This is a genomic window from Cupriavidus sp. 01L46, from assembly GCF_056399905.1.
In genome coordinates this window covers 13,328-30,231 of the sequence record NZ_JBFTSF010000158.1, presented here as the reverse complement: position 1 = coordinate 30,231, position 16,904 = coordinate 13,328, and the positions used below count along the sequence as shown (strand labels likewise).

Genomic DNA, 16,904 nt, shown 5'->3' with positions numbered 1-16,904 from the left:
CGCTGATCGCGCTTAACGACGGCCAGCGACCGGTGATCGGCATCATGGACCAGCCGTTCACGCGCGAGCGGTTCAGCGGCGATGGCAGCCAGGCATGGCTCAACGGCCAGCCCCTGCGTACCCGGCCGTGCGCCGACCTGGCGCAGGCCAAGCTGATGTGCACCACGCCGGAGATGTTCGAGGACGCGGCGCAGTTCGCCGCCTTTCGCCGCGTGGCGGACGCCGCCCGCATGCAGCGCTATGGCGGCGATTGCTACGCCTACTGCATGGTCGCGGCGGGCCATGTCGATGCGGTGGTCGAGGCTGGCCTGAAGGCCTACGACGTGCAGGCGCTGATTCCCATTGTGGAGGGAGCGGGCGGCGTTATCACCAGTTGGACCGGCGGGGATGCACAGCAGGGCGGCACCGTGGTGGCCTGCGGCGACCCGCGGCTGCACCAGCAGATACTCGCGCTGCTGAATGCGCCTGCTTGAGCACTCGCGTGGCCCGGTGGCATCGGCCGGGCTTGCTATCATGCTGGCCGCAATGTCCGGCGCGGAAAAAAACGGCCCAGCCAGCACGGCCATCCCGGCCCGGACTTAACCATGCAGTAGGGAAGAAACCAGAAACATGATGTCAAACGCTTGCGGCCTAGATTTCGGCACGTCCAATTCCACGGTGGGCTGGTGCCGGCCGGGACAACCCACGCTGTTGCCGCTGGAAGATGGCAAGCTCACGCTACCCTCCGTGATCTTTTTCCATTCCGAGGATCCGCTGGTCAGCTACGGCCGCGCCGCGCTTGGCGACTACCTGGCGGGCTATGAAGGGCGGCTGATGCGCTCGCTCAAGAGCCTGCTCGGCACCTCGATGATGGAGGACAGCACCGAGGTCATGGGGCAGGCCATGCCGTTTCGCAAGCTGCTCTCGCACTTCATCGGTGAGCTCAAGCAGCGCGCCGAGACCTCGGCCGGCGCCAGCTTCGACAAGGTCGTGCTGGGCCGCCCGGTGTTCTTCATCGACGAAGACACCAAGGCCGACCAGCTCGCCGAGCAGACGCTGCGCGAGATCGCGGCGGATGCCGGCTTCAAGGACATCGAGTTCCAGTATGAGCCGATCGCCGCGGCCTTCGATTATGAAGCCACGATCGTGCGCGAGGAACTGGTGCTGGTGGCCGACATCGGCGGCGGCACCTCCGACTTCTCGCTGGTGCGCCTGTCGCCCGAGCGGGCCGGCAAGGTCGACCGGCGTGGCGACATCCTGGCCAACGGTGGCGTGCACATCGGCGGCACGGACTTCGACAAGAGCTTGAGCCTGGCGAGCGTGATGCCGTTCCTGGGCCTGGGCAGCGAGCTGCGCAACGGCAAGGCRATGCCTTCGGGCCAGTATTTCGACCTGGCGAGCTGGCATACCATCAACCTGGTCTACACCCGCAAGGCGTGGTCGCACGTGATGGACAACTATCGCGATGCCGCCGACAAGATAAAGCTGGACCGCCTGATCAGCCTGATCAAGCAGCGCGCCGGCCACTGGCTCGCGATCCAGGTGGAAGCCGCCAAGATCGCCTTGTCGGGCGAGCCGCAGACGCAGCTCGACCTGGGGCGCATCGCCCCGGGCGAGACCATGGCGATCAGCCGCGCTGACTTTGACCTGTCCATTGCGAAGCTGGTTGGCAAGACCGAGGTGACGGTGCAGGCGTTGTTGCGGGATGCGGGCGTGCAGGCGGATGCGATCGACACCGTATTGTTTACCGGCGGATCCAGCAGCGTGCCTTTGGCCAAAAGAGCGGCCGGGACCCAAACTCGTATCGCCTTAAGGCGATGCTCAAACATGGGTCCCTCTTTTCCGCTCTTTTGGCCTGCCGACGAGGCGCCCCATAACGGGGGATGCAAACCTTCACGGCTCGCTTCGCATCGCGCTTGGGTGATTTCCGCCTGGAGGCGGGAATCACGGCTACACGAAATCGTTTTCTGCTCTCTCTGGTTTGGTCCCCTCTCCCGCTTGCGGGCGAGCAACCGTGTCAAGTGGGCCGGGGGAGAGGGCGGGCGCTGGCAAGAGCGAGATGGCCTCAAGGACCTTGTGCCCCTGGCCGGGTGCCGTCCGTCATCCCCGCATGCTAATGTCCCATCTTCGCGAATTCGCGTTTTCGAAGAGGCACCACATGCATGCGGCTATCGTCGAAGCCAGCTACGGCTCCGATCCGGTTGGTCTGGTCAGCGGCTTTCGCTTCCTGCCCGGCGAGCCGGGCCAGCCCATCGATTCCGCCGCGGCGGCCGCGTGGCTCGGGYAGCCCCCGTCGGGCGACGAGTTTCTTTGGCTGCACTTCAATCTGTCGCATAGCGCGTGCGAGCGCTGGCTCAAGGGCCAGCTCGACCTGCCCGAGGGATTCTTCGAGGCGCTGCGCGAGGGTTCGCGCTCCACGCGCATCGAGCGCCTGGATACGGCGCTGCTTGCGGTKGTCAATGACGTGATTTACAACTTCGGCGTGGCCACCACCGATATCTCCACGCTGTGGGCCTGTGCCGACCGCCGCATCCTGGTGACTGCGCGCATGAAGCCGTTGCGCTCGGTTGACCAGCTGCGCGCCTCGGTGCGCCAGGGCGAGTTGTTCCACACGCCGCTGGCGCTGCTGGTGCATTTGCTGCGCGACCAGGCCGATGTGCTGGTGCGCATCGTGCGCGAAACCAGCGTGACCGTGGACCAGGTCGAGGATCGCCTGCTCTCGCATCGTCTGCATGGCAACCGCGCGGAGCTTGGCTCCATGCGCCGCGGCCTGGTGCGCTTGCAGCGGCTGCTCGCGCCCGAGCCTGGCGCGCTGTTTCGCTTGCTCAACCGGCCTCCAGCCTGGCTGCAGGATCAGGACATCCAGGATCTGCGCTCCTCCACCGAGGAGTTTTCGCTGGTGCTGAGCGACCTGGCCGCGCTGGTCGAGCGCATCAAGCTGCTGCAGGAAGAGATCGCGGCCAAGCTCAACGAGCAGACCAACCGCACGCTGTTCACGCTGACGCTGGTCACCGTGCTGGCGTTGCCGATCAACATTGTCGCCGGCTTCTTCGGCATGAATGTGGGCGGGATTCCGCTGGCGGACCATCCGCACGGTTTCTGGGTGCTGGTGGTGCTGGTGGCCAGCTTCACCGTGCTGGCGGGGCGCTGGGCCTTCCGCAAGCAGGGTAGTTACTGAGCGCGCTGGCAATGCGTCACGGGCGCGTCACATCTCACGGTTAGCCTGCCAKTCACCACGTTGTTGCGAACAGGAGTTAGCGATGAGACCAGACGAGAACGCGCTGATTCGGCGTATCCACCGCGAGGTGGCCGATCACTATGACGAAGAACTCGAACTGGAGCTGGAAKACCACCATGTCGATACGCTGTTCGGCGAAGCCGGTGGCGGCCTGGACGACGACGAGCGGGCTGCGCGACGGCTTTACTTCCGCGAGCTGTTCCGCCTGCAGGGCGAGCTGGTCAAGCTGCAAAGCTGGGTGGTGGAGACCGGCCACAAGGTTGTGATCCTGTTTGAAGGGCGCGACGCGGCCGGCAAAGGCGGCGTGATCAAGCGCATCACCCAGCGGCTCAACCCGCGCGTGGCCCGGGTGGCGGCGCTGCCAGCGCCCAACGACCGCGAACGCACCCAGTGGTATTTCCAGCGCTATGTCTCGCACCTGCCGGCGGCGGGCGAGATCGTGCTGTTCGACCGCAGCTGGTACAACCGCGCCGGCGTGGAGCGCGTGATGGGCTTTTGCACCGACGACCAGTACGAGGAGTTTTTCCGCTCGGTGCCGGAGTTCGAACGCATGCTGGTGCGCTCCGGCATCCAGGTGATCAAGTACTGGTTCTCGATCTCGGACGAAGAGCAGCACCTGCGCTTCCTCTCCCGCATCCACGATCCGCTCAAGCAGTGGAAGCTCAGCCCGATGGATCTCGAATCCCGCCGGCGCTGGGAGGACTACACCCGCGCCAAGGAAATCATGCTGGAGCGCACGCATATCGACGAGGCGCGGTGGTGGGTGGTGCAGGCGGTCGACAAGAAAAAGGCGCGCCTCAATTGCATCCATCACCTGCTGCAGCAGATGCCTTATGAAGAGCGCGCGCAGCCGCCCGTGGTGCTGCCGCAGCGCGAGCGGCACGATGACTACTCGCGCCAGCCGGTGCCCGACAACATGATCGTGCCGGAAGTCTACTGAACCGTCTTGTTCGCGCGCCGCCAGCCCTTGCGCTAGCACGGGTCGCCGCCGTAGCCGGCGATCTCGCACGGCGTCCACGCGACCGCGTGCGGCCAGCGCTGCCCTGCCTGGTTCCGGCTATTCTCAGTGAAGGCTCGCTACAGGAGGTGATCCTTGTTCGGCACCTGGGCTTGGGTTATCGGCGCGTTGCTCGTCACCATGGGCTTGATCAGTTCGCAGGTAAAGCGGCTGCCGCTATCGGCGTCGGCGCTTTACCTGCTGTTCGGCATCGGGCTCGGGCCATGGGGGCTTGGCCTGATCCGGGGCGATGTGACGGATCGCGATCATGCGGCTGCGCTGGAGATCGTGACGGAGATCGCCCTGCTGGTATCGCTGTTCGCGGTGGGGCTGCGGCTGCGTGTGCATCCGCGCGATCGCCTCTGGCGCGTTGCGCTGCGGCTGGCCACGGTGGGCATGCTGCTGACCATCGCCATGCTGTTTGCGATTGGCTTCTGGGTCATGGGCTTGCCTGCGGGCGTGGCCTTGCTGCTAGCGGCCATCCTGGCGCCAACGGATCCGGTGCTGGCCTCCGACGTGCAGGTCGAGAATACGCAGGACCGCGACCGGATGCGCTTTAGCCTGACCGGGGAGGGCGGGCTCAACGACGGCGCCGCGTTTCCCTTCGTCATCCTCGCGCTTGGCCTGATGGGCGCGCAGGATGCCGGCATTGGCTGGCAGCGCTGGCTGTGGGTCGACCTGCTGTGGGCCTCCCTGGCAGGCCTGGCCCTGGGCTGGAGCATGGGCTGGCTGTGCAGCCGCGCGGTGCTGGCCCTGCGCAAGCGCCGGCATGGCGCGGCCGGCATGGAGAGCTTCTTCGCCGTCGGCCTGATCGGGCTGGCTTACGGCGCCGCGCTGGCCGTGCACAGCTATGGCTTCCTGGCGGTGTTTGCCGCGGGCATGGCCATGCGCCACGTCGAGCACCAGGAGAACCAGGACGTCGAGGCCGACGAAGTGCTGAGCGCGACCGTGTTCTCGGAGCAGGAGAGCACGGCCGTGCAGCACGACAAGGCTGCCGCCTACCTGGCACACACCGTCAGCGAGTTCTCGCTGGACCTCGAGCGGCTAGCCGAGCTTAGCGTGATGGTGGCGGTGGGCGCGCTGCTCTCCATACGGATGCTGCGCTGGGAGTACCTTGGCCTAGGGCTGGCGCTGATCCTGGTGGTGCGCCCGCTGGCCGTGGCGATCTCCACCATCGGAGCGGCGCTGCAGCCGCCGCAGCGCCGGCTCATTGCCTGGTTTGGTGTGCGCGGCATCGGCTCGGTCTACTACCTGGCCTATGCGCTTGCGCATGGCGCGGATTTCCGCCACGGCGCCATGCTGGCCGACGCCACGCTCTACGTGGTGGTGCTTTCGGTGGTGCTGCATGGCTCATCGGCCACACCCCTGATGGCGATGTACCGGCGCTGGCGCGGCGCCGCCAAGGCCTGAATCCGTTGGCTCGCGCATCGGTTCGGGCACTCGCCGGCGGCATTTCCCCTCGTTAAAGCTCTTGTCCCGGATGCCGTTATTTGTGTGGCTTAGGCTTCGTGCGCCCAGGCCGGCATCCACATAACAAGAATCGGAGCTTTAGAACATGAGGGGTCCTCTCTTCCGCCAACGCGCAAGCCAGCTCGCTGCCCTGCTGGCCGCCATGTCCGTCGCCGCCTGCGGTGGCGGTGGCGGCGATGCGCCCGCTGCCGCCCAGACAAGCGCGAGTCCTTCCGTGCCGGTCGCCAGCGCGCCGGTGCCGCCCACGCTGGCGCCGGCCTGCGGCGGCTGCAGCGCCGTGGATGCCAGCAATTACTCGGGCTCTGGCGTCGGCGTCTGGTCCGCCTCCAACACCACCGGCGCGCCGGCCGATGTGCCCGTTGCCATCGGCGGCGTGAACGGCAAGGCCGTGACGCTGCTCTACACCAACGGTGCCACGGCGCAGGCCATGCCGGCCGGCTTGTCGCTGTCGGTGATCCAGTCCGTGCTGGGCAATCTCTCGATTCAGTCGGTCTCMACCGGGCAGGACGAACAGACGATGCGCGACATTGCCGAGTTCAATCGCACCGGCTGGGCAGCACTGGCCGGCGGCAAACAGGTGGCCAGCCTTTCCGAGATCGCGCCGCCACCGCCGCTCGCTTCCGTGCTCAACGATACCAAGAGTTGGTATCACACCGACGGCACGCGCCGCGCGGCCACGCTGGTCAAGCAAGTGAGCACGGGAGACGCCACCACCGTCAACATCTGGGTGGAGACCACCGAGTCGGTGCCTGGCAAGGTCACCGGCACCCTCGTCGACACGCTGGCTGCCGCCTTCGCCAGCGGCGGCGGCATTTACGACATGCTGACCTCGGTCGGTGGCCCGCTGTGGGGTACGCACAGCTACAACAACCTCATCGCGGGCAGCGGCCAGCCGGTGGATATCGTCGTGCTCAACTTCGACAACAACGGCAAGCCATTCGGCACCGTGGGCTATTTCTGGGGCCTGCACAACCTGAAGGCCACCTCGGATTCGCGCAGCAACGAGTCGCTGTCGCTCTATCTCGATTCCGAGACCCTGTACCTGGGCGGCGCCGAAGGCCTGAAGTCGATGAAGATGACGATGGCGCACGAGGGGATGCATATGCAGAACTTCTACCGCCGCGGCGTCAAGGCCGGCCAGCAGTACGCATTCGATAGCTGGCTGGAAGAAATGTCCGCGATGATGATGGAGGACTTCGCCAGCCAGACCATCGACCCCACCTACAACGCGATCCGCGACGTGCGCTTCAGGGACTACGTGAGCTACGGCAATGGCAACTTCAACTGCAATATGCTGAATTTCACCGGTTTCGGCGCCACCTGCGAGAGCTATTCGGTGTCGGGCAGCTTCGGCGGCTTCCTGGACCGGCAACTCGGCCTGGCCTTTTACAAGGACCTGCTGGGCCGGACTTCCAGCGCGGACTCCAAGACCGTGCTCGACCAGGCCATCAAGGCCGCGCGCCCGGACTCCGGCTTCAGCCAGGAACTGTTGCGCTGGAGCGTCACCAGCAATTCGCTGATGCCAGCCGCGACGTCGCCGGCGCGTTACGGCTACCCGGCGCGTATCGATGGCGGCTTTACGCTCCCGCTGATCGATCCGGACCTGTTCCGCGCCTCGCGCAAGCTGCCGGTGGCCGTGCCCGCCACGTTGCAGCCGTACGGTAGTTTCCCGGTGGTTCGCAGCAATGCAGGCGCCACGTTCAACGAGACCGTGCGCGTGCCTGCTGGCGCTACGCTATCCGTAGTGGTGTACTGAACGCGCTAAGCGCAGGCTCGCCGGAGCTTGCTCCGGCGGCTCCCGGGCGGCGATGTTCGCCGCCCGGACTTGTCGATCCAATCAACCTCATGCGCCGAATCCTGCTCCTGATTGCTGCCCTGTCCGTCGTGCTGGCTGCGTGCGTGCACGCGGTGCCGGCCGGCCGGTCCATCGCCTTGACGGGCACGGTGATGGTCAAGGGCAGCGCCCTGTTCCAGCAGCCGGTGCTGGTCACCGCCGATGGCGAGGCATGGGTGCTGGAGAAATTCCCTGTCGGCGAGGCCGAGGCGTTGCGCGGCCAGAAGGTGGGCGTGACCGGCACCGTGCTGCGCGCAAACCAGCCTGGCACGTGGGCGCCGGCCATCCGCGTCGAGCGGATCGAGGCCCTGCCGGACGGCGCGCCTGCGCGCTAGATCCAGCTTGCTCCAGCTTGGTAGCTTGGTCAGTCGCTCGGGCCCGCGCGGTTGGGGAATGCCTCTTCCAGTGTCAATACCGTGCCCGTCAGGCCGCCGTCATAGCCGGGCAGGGCATCCACCACCTGCCGGAAACCGGCGCTCCTGAGTGCCGCCACGGCGCCGGCCAGCGCTGGGCTTTGCAGGCGCTCCCGCTCGATCACGAAGAAATACCGTTCCTTGAGCACCGGCACGAAATCCAGCCCGAAGCGGCGCGCCGCCGTCTCCACGCCGAATCCCGCATCCGCCATGCCGCTGCCAATATAGGCGGCCACCGCGGCGTGCGTGAACTCGCCATTGCTGTAACCCTCGATGCGCCCGCTGTCGATGCCGCGTGCCTTGAGCATCAGGTCCAGCAGCAGCCGCGTGCCGGAACCGGTCTGGCGGTTGACGAAGCGCACGTCGGCGCGGCAGAGATCTTGCAGCGTGGTGACCTGCTTCGGGTTGCCGGGGCGCACGAAGATGCCTTGCGAGCGAACCGMGAGCTGGATCAGGCAATGGGTCTCGGGGCGAATCCATGTGGCAAAGCTCGCCAGCATGTCCCGCTCGAATTCGCCGATCGGCACATGGAATCCGGCTATGTCGCAGGCACCTTGCGCAAGTGCCGCAACCGCCTCAAGGCTGCCGCAGTACTTCAGGTCGTGGCGCACCCCGTGCGCGTCCAGGAAATCATGCAGCGCCGCCACCGCGAAGCCATGGCTGGCGTGCAGGCGCAGCGTGGGGCCGGGTTGGTCCACCAGCTTCTTCAGTTCGATTTCCAGTTCCGAGGCCAGGCTCTCCAGCGTGGGGGACAGCCGCGCGGCAATGCGCTTGCTGGCCCACACCAGTTGCTGCGCCAGCGGCGACAGCGCACTGCCGCGCCCGCGGGTCTTGGCGATCAGCGCGCCGCCGAACAGGGCTTGCGCGTCGCGCAGGATGCCCCAGGCATAGCGGTAGGACAGGCCGGTCGCCTGCGCCGACTGGCTGATGCTGCCGGTGCTTTCGATATGCCCGAGCAAGGTGACCAGGCGGGACACGTCAAGCGGGGCGCTGGCGGCGTCGCTGTCGTCGCGGATTTGGAGGTGGGGCAGGATCGAGATGCGAATCATATGAGAAAAATAGCATATTGCTCGAACGTGGCCAACTGCCTATAGTCCGCTCGAAGAGGCATAGCACCCGATAGAAGCCCGCTTAACTGGCCAGGCGAGATGGGGAATGCCCGTTCAGAGCCCCCAATATATGAAAAAAATAGCATATAACGCGGTCGCCGCAACACGGTGTGCCGCGCCCCGCAGCAAATCCTGGCAAGACGCGCAAGCCAATGCGCCACACCGTCTGCCGCTGGCGTTGCGCTTGAGCGCTTGCGCCGGCCCGCGCTGCGTCACCAGGAGACTCGATGTCTGATTCCGCCGCCAAGCCAGCCGCTAAGCCGGCCACCAACGCCGTGCCCGACCCGGTCGCCCGCATCGTGGCCGCGCGCCGCGACATGCCGGGCGCCTTGCTGCCCATCCTCCATGAGATCCAGGACGCGGTGGGCTACGTGCCCGCCGACGCCTTGCCCGAGATTGCCCGCGCGCTCAACCTGTCGCGCGCCGAGGTGCATGGCGTGGTCACCTTCTATCACCACTTTCGCGACAGCAAGCCGGGCCGGCACGTGGTCCAGGTCTGCCGCGCGGAAGCGTGCCAGTCGGTTGGCAGCGAGGCCCTTGCCGCGTACGCCGAGCGTGCGCTGGGCTGCGGATTCCATGAAACCACCGCCGATGGCGAGTTCACGCTGGAGCCGGTGTATTGCCTCGGCCAGTGCGCCTGTGGCCCGGCCGTGATGATCGACGGGGAACTGGCTGGCCGCGTCACGCCGCAGCGCTTCGATGCGCTGATCAAAGCCTGCACGGGCGTGGCCGAAGACCAGGAGGTGCCAGCATGAGCATCACCGTTTTCGTACCCCGCGATTCCAGCGCGCTGGCCATGGGCGCCGATGCGGTGGCCCGCGCCATCGCGCGTGAGGCCACGGCGCGTGGCGCCAGCATCGAACTGGTGCGCAACGGCTCGCGCGGCATGTTCTGGCTTGAGCCGCTGGTTGAAGTGCAGACCCCCGCAGGGCGCGTGGCCTATGGGCCGGTTACCCCCGAAGATGTCGCCGCGCTGTTCGATGCCGATTTCCTGGCTGGTGGCGCGCATGCGCTGGCGCTTGGGCTCACCGAGGAAATCCCGTTCCTCAAGGGGCAGGAGCGCTTGACCTTTGCCCGCATGGGCATCACCGATCCGCTCTCGCTCGCTGACTACATCGCACACGATGGCTATGCCGGCCTGACCCGCGCGCTGGCGCTGGACGGCGCGCGGATCGTGCAGGAAGTGACCGATTCCGGCCTGCGCGGACGCGGGGGCGCGGCGTTTCCCACGGGCATCAAGTGGCAGACGGTGCGCAACGCGCCGTCGCCCACCAAGTACGTGGTCTGCAATGCCGATGAAGGCGACTCCGGCACCTTCTCCGACCGCATGGTGATGGAAGGCGACCCGTTCATGCTGATCGAAGGCATGACMATCGCCGGCCTCGCCGTCGGCGCGGAGCATGGCTACATCTACGTGCGCTCGGAATACCCGCACGCCATCGCCGTGTTGGAATCCGCCGTCGGCATCGCGCAGGCGGCCGGCTGGCTGGGCGACGATATCCGCGGCAGCGGCCGGCGCTTCCGGCTCGAAGTGCGCAAGGGCGCCGGTGCCTATGTCTGCGGCGAGGAAACCGCGCTGCTGGAAAGCCTGGAGGGCAAGCGCGGCGTGGTGCGCGCCAAGCCGCCGCTGCCGGCCATCGAAGGGCTGTTCGGCAAGCCCACCATCATCAACAACGTGATCTCGCTGGCCACCGTGCCAGTGATCCTCGCGCGCGGCGCGCAGTTTTATCGCGACTTTGGCATGGGCCGCTCGCGCGGCACGCTGCCGTTCCAGATCGCAGGCAATGTGCGCCAGGGTGGGCTGGTGGAGAAGGCCTTCGGCGTGACCCTGCGCGAACTGCTTGAGGACTACGGCCAGGGCACGCGCAGCGCACGGCCCATCCGCGCGGTGCAGGTGGGCGGCCCGCTGGGTGCGTACCTGCCGGTGTCGCGGCTGGATACGCCGATGGACTATGAAGCCTTCGCCGCGTTCGGCGCGGTGCTGGGGCACGGCGGCATCGTGGTGTTCGACGACACCGTCGACATGGCCAGGCAAGCCCGCTACGCAATGGCATTCTGCGCCATCGAATCCTGCGGCAAATGCACGCCGTGCCGGATCGGCTCCACGCGCGGCGTCGAGGTGATCGACAAGATCATCGCGGGCGACCAGCCGGTGAAGCACGTCAAGCTGGTGCGCGACCTGTGCGACACCATGCTGGGCGGATCGTTGTGCGCCATGGGCGGCATGACGCCGTACCCGGTGCTGTCGGCGCTAGACGCATTCCCGGAAGACTTTGGCGTGGCAGTGCCAGCCAAAGCAGCCTGAGCGCAGCGCCACAGCCTATCGAACCGGCGCTGCCACTGCGCCACTCTGAATCACCAGTACGCGGCCCAGGCCGCAGCGGGAGCCCGCCTTGAACACACGCAACGAAATCGACTTCGGCACGCCGGCCAGCGATTCGCAACAGCAGGTCACCCTTGAGATCGACGGCGTCGACGTGACCGTGCCCGCCGGCACCTCGCTGATGCGTGCCGCCGTGCAAGCCGGCGTGAACGTGCCCAAGCTGTGCGCCACCGATAGCCTCAAGTCCTTCGGCTCCTGCCGCCTGTGCCTGGTCGAGATCGAAGGCCGGCGGGGCTTCCCGGCCTCGTGCACCACGCCGGCCGAAGCCGGCATGAAGGTGAAGACGCAAACCGACAAGCTGGCCGACCTGCGCCGCGGCGTGATGGAGCTGTACATCTCCGACCATCCGCTGGACTGCCTGACCTGCCCCACCAACGGCAACTGCGAGCTGCAGGATATGGCCGGCGTGGTCGGCCTGCGCGAAGTGCGCTATGGGTACGACGGCGCCAACCACCGCGCCGAGGCCAAGGACGAGTCCAATCCGTATTTCACCTACGATCCTTCCAAGTGCATCGTGTGCAACCGCTGCGTGCGTGCCTGCGAGGAGACCCAGGGCACCTTCGCGCTCACCATCAGCGGCCGCGGCTTCGATTCGCGCGTGACGGCGGGGCAGGGCGACAGCTTCATGGATTCCGACTGCGTGTCGTGCGGCGCCTGCGTGCAGGCATGCCCCACCGCCACGCTGGCCGAGACCTCCATCATCCGCATGGGGCAGCCGGAGCACAGCAAGGTCACCACTTGCGCATACTGTGGCGTGGGCTGCGCCTTCAAGGCGGAGATGAAGGGCAATGAAGTGGTGCGCATGGTGCCGTACAAGGACGGCCAGGCCAACGAAGGCCACTCGTGCGTGAAGGGCCGCTTCGCCTTTGGCTATGCGACCCACAAGGACCGCATCCTGAACCCGATGATCCGCGCCAGGATCACCGATCCGTGGCGCGAAGTGTCGTGGGAAGAAGCGATCAGCCACGCGGCCTCCGAGTTCAAGCGCATCCAGGCCAAGCATGGCCGCGACGCCATCGGCGGCATCGTGTCCTCGCGCTGCACCAACGAGGAAGGCTACCTGGTGCAGAAGCTGGTGCGCGCCGCCTTCGGCAACAACAACGTCGATACCTGCGCGCGGGTTTGCCACTCGCCCACCGGCTACGGCCTCAAGCAGACGCTGGGCGAATCCGCCGGCACGCAGACCTTCCGCTCGGTGGAGAAGGCGGACGTCATCATGGTGATGGGCGCCAACCCAACCGACGGCCACCCCGTGTTTGCCTCGCGCATGAAAAAGCGCCTGCGCGCCGGCGCCAAGCTGATCGTGATCGATCCGCGCCGCATCGACCTGGTCGATTCGCCGCACGTGCGCGCCGACTTCCACCTGCAATTGCGTCCCGGCACCAACGTGGCGGTGGTGACGTCGATGGCTCACGTGATCGTCAGCGAAGGCCTGATGGCCGAATCGTTTATCGCCGAGCGTTGCGAGGACCGCGCGTTCCAGCAATGGCGCGACTTCGTCATGCTGCCGGAGAACTCGCCGGAAGCCATGGCCGAGATCACCGGCATTCCCGCCGGGCAACTGCGCGGCGCGGCGCGCCTGTATGCCACCGGCGGCAATGCCGCGATCTATTACGGCCTGGGCGTGACCGAACATGCGCAGGGCTCGACCACCGTGATGGGCATCGCCAACCTCGCCATGTGCACGGGCAATATCGGCCGCGAAGGCGTGGGCGTGAACCCGCTGCGCGGACAGAACAACGTGCAGGGCTCGTGCGACATCGGCTCGTTCCCGCATGAACTGCCGGGCTACCGCCACGTGTCGGATTCCACCACGCGCGGGCTGTTCGAATCCGCGTGGAATGTGGAGATCAGCCCGGAGCCGGGCCTGCGCATTCCCAATATGTTCGAGGCCGCGCTGTCCGGCAGCTTCATGGGCCTGTACTGCCAGGGCGAAGACATCGTGCAGTCCGACCCGAACACGCAGCACGTGTCGGCGGCGCTGTCGGCCATGGAGTGCATCGTGGTGCAGGACATCTTCCTCAACGAGACCGCCAAGTACGCGCACGTATTCCTGCCGGGCTCGTCCTTCCTGGAGAAGGATGGCACCTTCACCAATGCCGAGCGCCGTATCTCGCGTGTGCGCAAAGTGATGCCGCCCAAGGCCCGCTATGCCGACTGGGAAGCCACCGTGCTGCTGTCCAACGCGCTGGGCTATCCGATGAACTACAAGCATCCTTCCGAGATCATGGACGAGATCGCGCGGCTCACGCCCACCTTCAGCGGTGTCAGCTACCAGCGCCTGGAAGAACTCGGCAGCATCCAGTGGCCGTGCAACGACGCCGCGCCCGAGGGCACGCCGACCATGCACATCGACGCATTCGTGCGCGGCAAGGGCAAGTTCATCATTACCCGCTACGTACCCACCAACGAGCGCGTGAACCGCAAGTTCCCGCTGATCCTCACCACGGGCCGCATCCTGTCGCAGTACAACGTGGGCGCACAGACACGCCGCACCGAGAACGTGATGTGGCATGACGAGGACCGCCTGGAGATCCATCCGCACGATGCCGAGGAACGCGGCATCAAGGACGGCGACTGGGTCGGCGTGCAAAGCCGTGCGGGCGAAACCGTGCTGCGCGCCATTGTCAGCGAGCGCATGCAGCCGGGCGTGGTGTACACCACCTTCCACTTCCCGGAGTCCGGCGCCAATGTGATCACCACGGACAACTCGGACTGGGCGACCAACTGCCCCGAGTACAAGGTCACCGCGGTGCAGGTCATGCCGGTGGCGCAGCCGTCCGAATGGCAGCGCCAGTACCGCGATTTCCACGATCAGCAGATGCAGTTGCTGCAGGCGGCCAGCGCCGAGGCAGGGTCGGCATGACACTCTGCGAGCTCGCCATGGCCGACGCCGAACCGGTCACCCACAGCACCTTCGAGGTCAGCCGCAGCCGCCTGGGCGAGCTGGCGCTGGAGGCCGACGAAATTGCCGAGGAAGTACCGGTTGCGCTCGAATACAACGGCATCTCGCATGCGGTCATGCTGGCCTCGCCGGCCGATCTCGAAGACTTCGCGTTGGGCTTCAGCCTGAGCGAAGGGCTGGTGGCCAGCCCGCGCGACGTTTATGAGATGGAGACTGAGGTCCGCCCAGAGGGTATCGCGGTGCGGTTGCGCATCGCGGCGCAAGCCTTCGCCGCGCTCAAGGATCGGCGCCGCGCCATGGCGGGCCGTACCGGCTGCGGCCTGTGCGGCACCGAATTGCTGCAGGAAGTCATGCGCKCCCCGGCACCCGTCAGCAGCGGCGCCAGCTTCAGCGACGAGGCGATGTACGCCGCATTCGCGCAGTTGCAGACCCGGCAGGAACTGCTGCGCCACACCGGCGCCACGCACGCCGCCGCCTGGCTGCGCGCCGACGGCCAGGTCGCGCTGGTCCGCGAAGACGTGGGCCGCCACAACGCGCTCGATAAACTGATCGGCGCGCTGGCACGCACCGGCGAGGACCGCTCGCGCGGCGCCGTGCTGGTGACCAGCCGCGCCAGCTACGAAATGGTGCTGAAGACCGCCAGCGCCGGCGTCGGCGTGCTGGCCGCCGTATCAGGCCCGACCGCGCTCGCGGTACGCCTGGCGATCGATGCCGGCGTCACGCTGGCCGGCTTTGTACGCRCCGGCCGGCACGTGGTCTACTCCCACCCCCAACGTTTGCACAGCAGGACGGAACAGGCATGAACTCCGACAACCTCGTCAAGATGGCGAACCAGATCGGCACCTTMTTCGAAGCCATGCCGGACCGGGAAGAAGCCGTGGCGGATATCGCCAGCCATATCAAGCGCTTCTGGGAACCACGCATGCGGCGTGCTTTGCTGGCGCGGCTGGACGGCAGTGAAGATGCCGGGCTGGATGAGATTGTCCTGTTGGCGGTGACTAGGCATCGGGGGGTGTTGGAGTGAGGGGGGGAGGTCTGTTGGGGGCGGCGCTGTTGCTTTGAACGGCGTTGGTTTTTGCACCCAAGTGCCATACGACATTGCCCTGCAAGGTTGGTCGSTGTTTATTTCATCGGCGATGGWTTTTGYACCCAAGGGCCATACGACATCCCCCTGCGGGGGCTGCCGGTCACTTTTCTTTGACCGGCAAAGAAAACTAACGAAAAGAAAGCCGCCCTGCCGGGGGCAGAGCAATAAGGCTGTTTTTGCCTCTGTGGTTGCGTCGTACGGCCCGGAGTGTTGGCTGGCGTGTCCAACCGGCCCGAAGGACATCGCWACKGCATGACCCAATGGTCACGTGGTGGTGCCCCTGATMGCTTTGCTCGGTGAGCGTTCGGGCATCTGCCGTTCGCGGTGCGCAGCGCCACGACCCTGCCTGCCTTGGTGGTTTCGTGGTTTTGTCTCTGACGGTGGCCGCCCCGCCATTTGATGCCCTGCCGTACCGGCGCGAGCGGCAGCTTGCTACCAACTCCCCTGGCTTCGTGGTGGGCACCGTGGCCCGTCAGCGGGGGCCGCGCTCGCACCTCACAGCGCTTGCCCTCCGAGACAAAACCACGAAACCAGCCACACCCGAAACGGCGCAGCACTTCGCCCCGCGAACGGCAGATGCGGGAATGGTCACCGCAAGCGAGGTCAGGGGCTGCACCACGTAACCCATGGGTCATGCAGAAGCAACCACCGAGGCCCAAACAGCCTGATTGCTCTGCTCCCGGCAGGGCGGCTTTCTTTTCGTTAGTTTTCTTTGCCGGTCAAAGAAAAGTGACCGGCAGCCCCCGCAGGGGGATGTCGTATGGCCCTTGGGTGCAAAAACCATCGCCGCCCAAAGAAACAGCAACCAACCCCGCACGGCAACGTCGTATGGCACCTCAGGTGCAAAAGCCACCGCAGCCGTAACGGCGTAAAATCCCATTTAACCGTGTGATCGCAGCCATACCTCGTCACCCTTTTACACAAGACTCCCCGCCAAGGGCACACATAATGGCTGCAAAAAAATTAGCACGACCGTTCACAAAATTCCGTTTCGCGGATACTATAGCTTTCGACGGGCTGGAAACATCATGAAGGTGCTCGACCTGCGCTGCGCGCAAGACCATCGTTTCGAGGGCTGGTTTGCTTCGGAGGACGACGCGCAATCGCAGATTTCGCAAAATCTCGTCCAATGTCCGGTCTGCGAAGACCATGCCATCACCCGGCTGCCCAGCGCGCCGCGCCTGAATCTCTCGGGAGCGGCCGCCGCGCCGGCGGGCAAGCCGGCCGGGGTGAAGGCCCCTGCGGCGCCGGCGACACTGCAGTCGCTTTACCTGAAGGCGGTAAGGCAGGTGCTGGCGCAGACCGAGGATGTGGGTGAACGCTTTGCMGAAGAGGCCAGGCGCATGCACTACGACGAAGCGCCGGAACGCGGGATCCGCGGCACGGCGTCGCCGGACGAAGTGCAGGCCCTTGCCGAAGAAGGCATCGATACTTTCCAGCTCGTGGTGCCGGATGCGCTCAAGCAGACGGCTCACTGAATAGCGTCCTG

General features: G+C 66.1%; 13 protein-coding genes and 1 pseudogene. 13 read left to right on the top strand and 1 reads right to left on the bottom strand.

Translation table 11 applies throughout. The annotated features are described in order from the left end of the window. The 7 genes and pseudogenes from AC1DS3_RS24345 to AC1DS3_RS24315 form a co-directional block, all read left to right on the top strand. On the top strand, window positions 1-473 hold a 473-nt coding region (locus AC1DS3_RS24345; protein ID WP_477128127.1), incomplete at its 5' end, for an inositol monophosphatase family protein. A gap of 136 nt (window positions 474-609) precedes the next feature. Continuing rightward, window positions 610-1,758: pseudogene (locus tag AC1DS3_RS24340) on the top strand (Hsp70 family protein); the annotation flags it as partial. Window positions 1,759-2,137: 379 nt separating this feature from the next. Beyond that, window positions 2,138-3,157, top strand: coding sequence for a transporter (locus AC1DS3_RS24335; protein WP_477128126.1), 1,020 nt, complete (start codon window positions 2,138-2,140; stop codon window positions 3,155-3,157). Window positions 3,158-3,239: 82 nt separating this feature from the next. Then, a complete protein-coding gene (gene ppk2, locus AC1DS3_RS24330) occupies window positions 3,240-4,157 on the top strand; it encodes a polyphosphate kinase 2 (protein WP_477128125.1) in 918 nt (305 codons plus the stop codon). Window positions 4,158-4,310: 153 nt separating this feature from the next. Next, window positions 4,311-5,624, top strand: coding sequence for a cation:proton antiporter (locus tag AC1DS3_RS24325; RefSeq protein WP_441641314.1), 1,314 nt, complete (start codon window positions 4,311-4,313; stop codon window positions 5,622-5,624). Between the two features lie 145 nt (window positions 5,625-5,769). Continuing rightward, entirely contained in the window at window positions 5,770-7,440 is a 1,671-nt protein-coding gene (locus tag AC1DS3_RS24320) for a M30 family zinc metallopeptidase (RefSeq protein ID WP_441641313.1), read from the top strand. Window positions 7,441-7,529: 89 nt separating this feature from the next. Then, the gene (locus AC1DS3_RS24315; protein ID WP_441641312.1) at window positions 7,530-7,853 is read left to right on the top strand and encodes a hypothetical protein; all 324 of its coding nucleotides are present in this window, start codon (window positions 7,530-7,532) and stop codon (window positions 7,851-7,853) included. 29 nt (window positions 7,854-7,882) lie between these two features. Here AC1DS3_RS24315 and AC1DS3_RS24310 read toward each other — a convergent pair whose 3' ends face one another. Beyond that, window positions 7,883-8,980: a substrate-binding domain-containing protein gene (locus AC1DS3_RS24310; protein WP_477128124.1), complete on the bottom strand. Its 1,098-nt coding sequence runs from the start codon at window positions 8,978-8,980 to the stop codon at window positions 7,883-7,885. A 287-nt stretch (window positions 8,981-9,267) separates the two neighbouring features. On the opposite strand from AC1DS3_RS24310, the gene AC1DS3_RS24305 reads away from it, so the two are divergent. The 6 genes from AC1DS3_RS24305 (at window position 9,268) to AC1DS3_RS24280 (ending at window position 16,893) form a co-directional block, all read left to right on the top strand. After that, the gene (locus AC1DS3_RS24305) at window positions 9,268-9,795 is read left to right on the top strand and encodes a formate dehydrogenase subunit gamma (RefSeq protein WP_441641310.1); all 528 of its coding nucleotides are present in this window, start codon (window positions 9,268-9,270) and stop codon (window positions 9,793-9,795) included. Further along, the gene (locus AC1DS3_RS24300) at window positions 9,792-11,345 is read left to right on the top strand and encodes a formate dehydrogenase beta subunit (protein WP_441641309.1); all 1,554 of its coding nucleotides are present in this window, start codon (window positions 9,792-9,794) and stop codon (window positions 11,343-11,345) included. Before AC1DS3_RS24305 ends, AC1DS3_RS24300 begins: the two co-directional genes overlap by 4 nt. A gap of 88 nt (window positions 11,346-11,433) precedes the next feature. Next, on the top strand, window positions 11,434-14,289 hold the full coding sequence (fdhF, locus tag AC1DS3_RS24295) for a formate dehydrogenase subunit alpha (RefSeq protein ID WP_441641308.1): 2,856 nt from the start codon (window positions 11,434-11,436) through the stop codon (window positions 14,287-14,289). Beyond that, complete coding sequence (fdhD, locus tag AC1DS3_RS24290) at window positions 14,286-15,131, top strand: formate dehydrogenase accessory sulfurtransferase FdhD (protein WP_477128123.1); 846 nt, start codon at window positions 14,286-14,288, stop codon at window positions 15,129-15,131. Before fdhF ends, fdhD begins: the two co-directional genes overlap by 4 nt. Continuing rightward, the gene (locus tag AC1DS3_RS24285) at window positions 15,128-15,352 is read left to right on the top strand and encodes a formate dehydrogenase subunit delta (RefSeq protein ID WP_477128122.1); all 225 of its coding nucleotides are present in this window, start codon (window positions 15,128-15,130) and stop codon (window positions 15,350-15,352) included. Before fdhD ends, AC1DS3_RS24285 begins: the two co-directional genes overlap by 4 nt. A gap of 1,091 nt (window positions 15,353-16,443) precedes the next feature. Further along, complete coding sequence (locus tag AC1DS3_RS24280) at window positions 16,444-16,893, top strand: DUF1178 family protein (protein WP_441633487.1); 450 nt, start codon at window positions 16,444-16,446, stop codon at window positions 16,891-16,893. Window positions 16,894-16,904 lie beyond the last annotated feature (11 nt).

Bases quoted from the DNA above. Each gene is read 5' to 3' on its own strand.
- AC1DS3_RS24305 (WP_441641310.1), top strand. From the start codon at position 9,268: ATGTCTGATTCCGCCGCCAAGCCAGCCGCTAAGCCGGCCACCAACGCC.
- AC1DS3_RS24315 (WP_441641312.1), top strand. From the start codon at position 7,530: ATGCGCCGAATCCTGCTCCTGATTGCTGCCCTGTCCGTCGTGCTGGCT.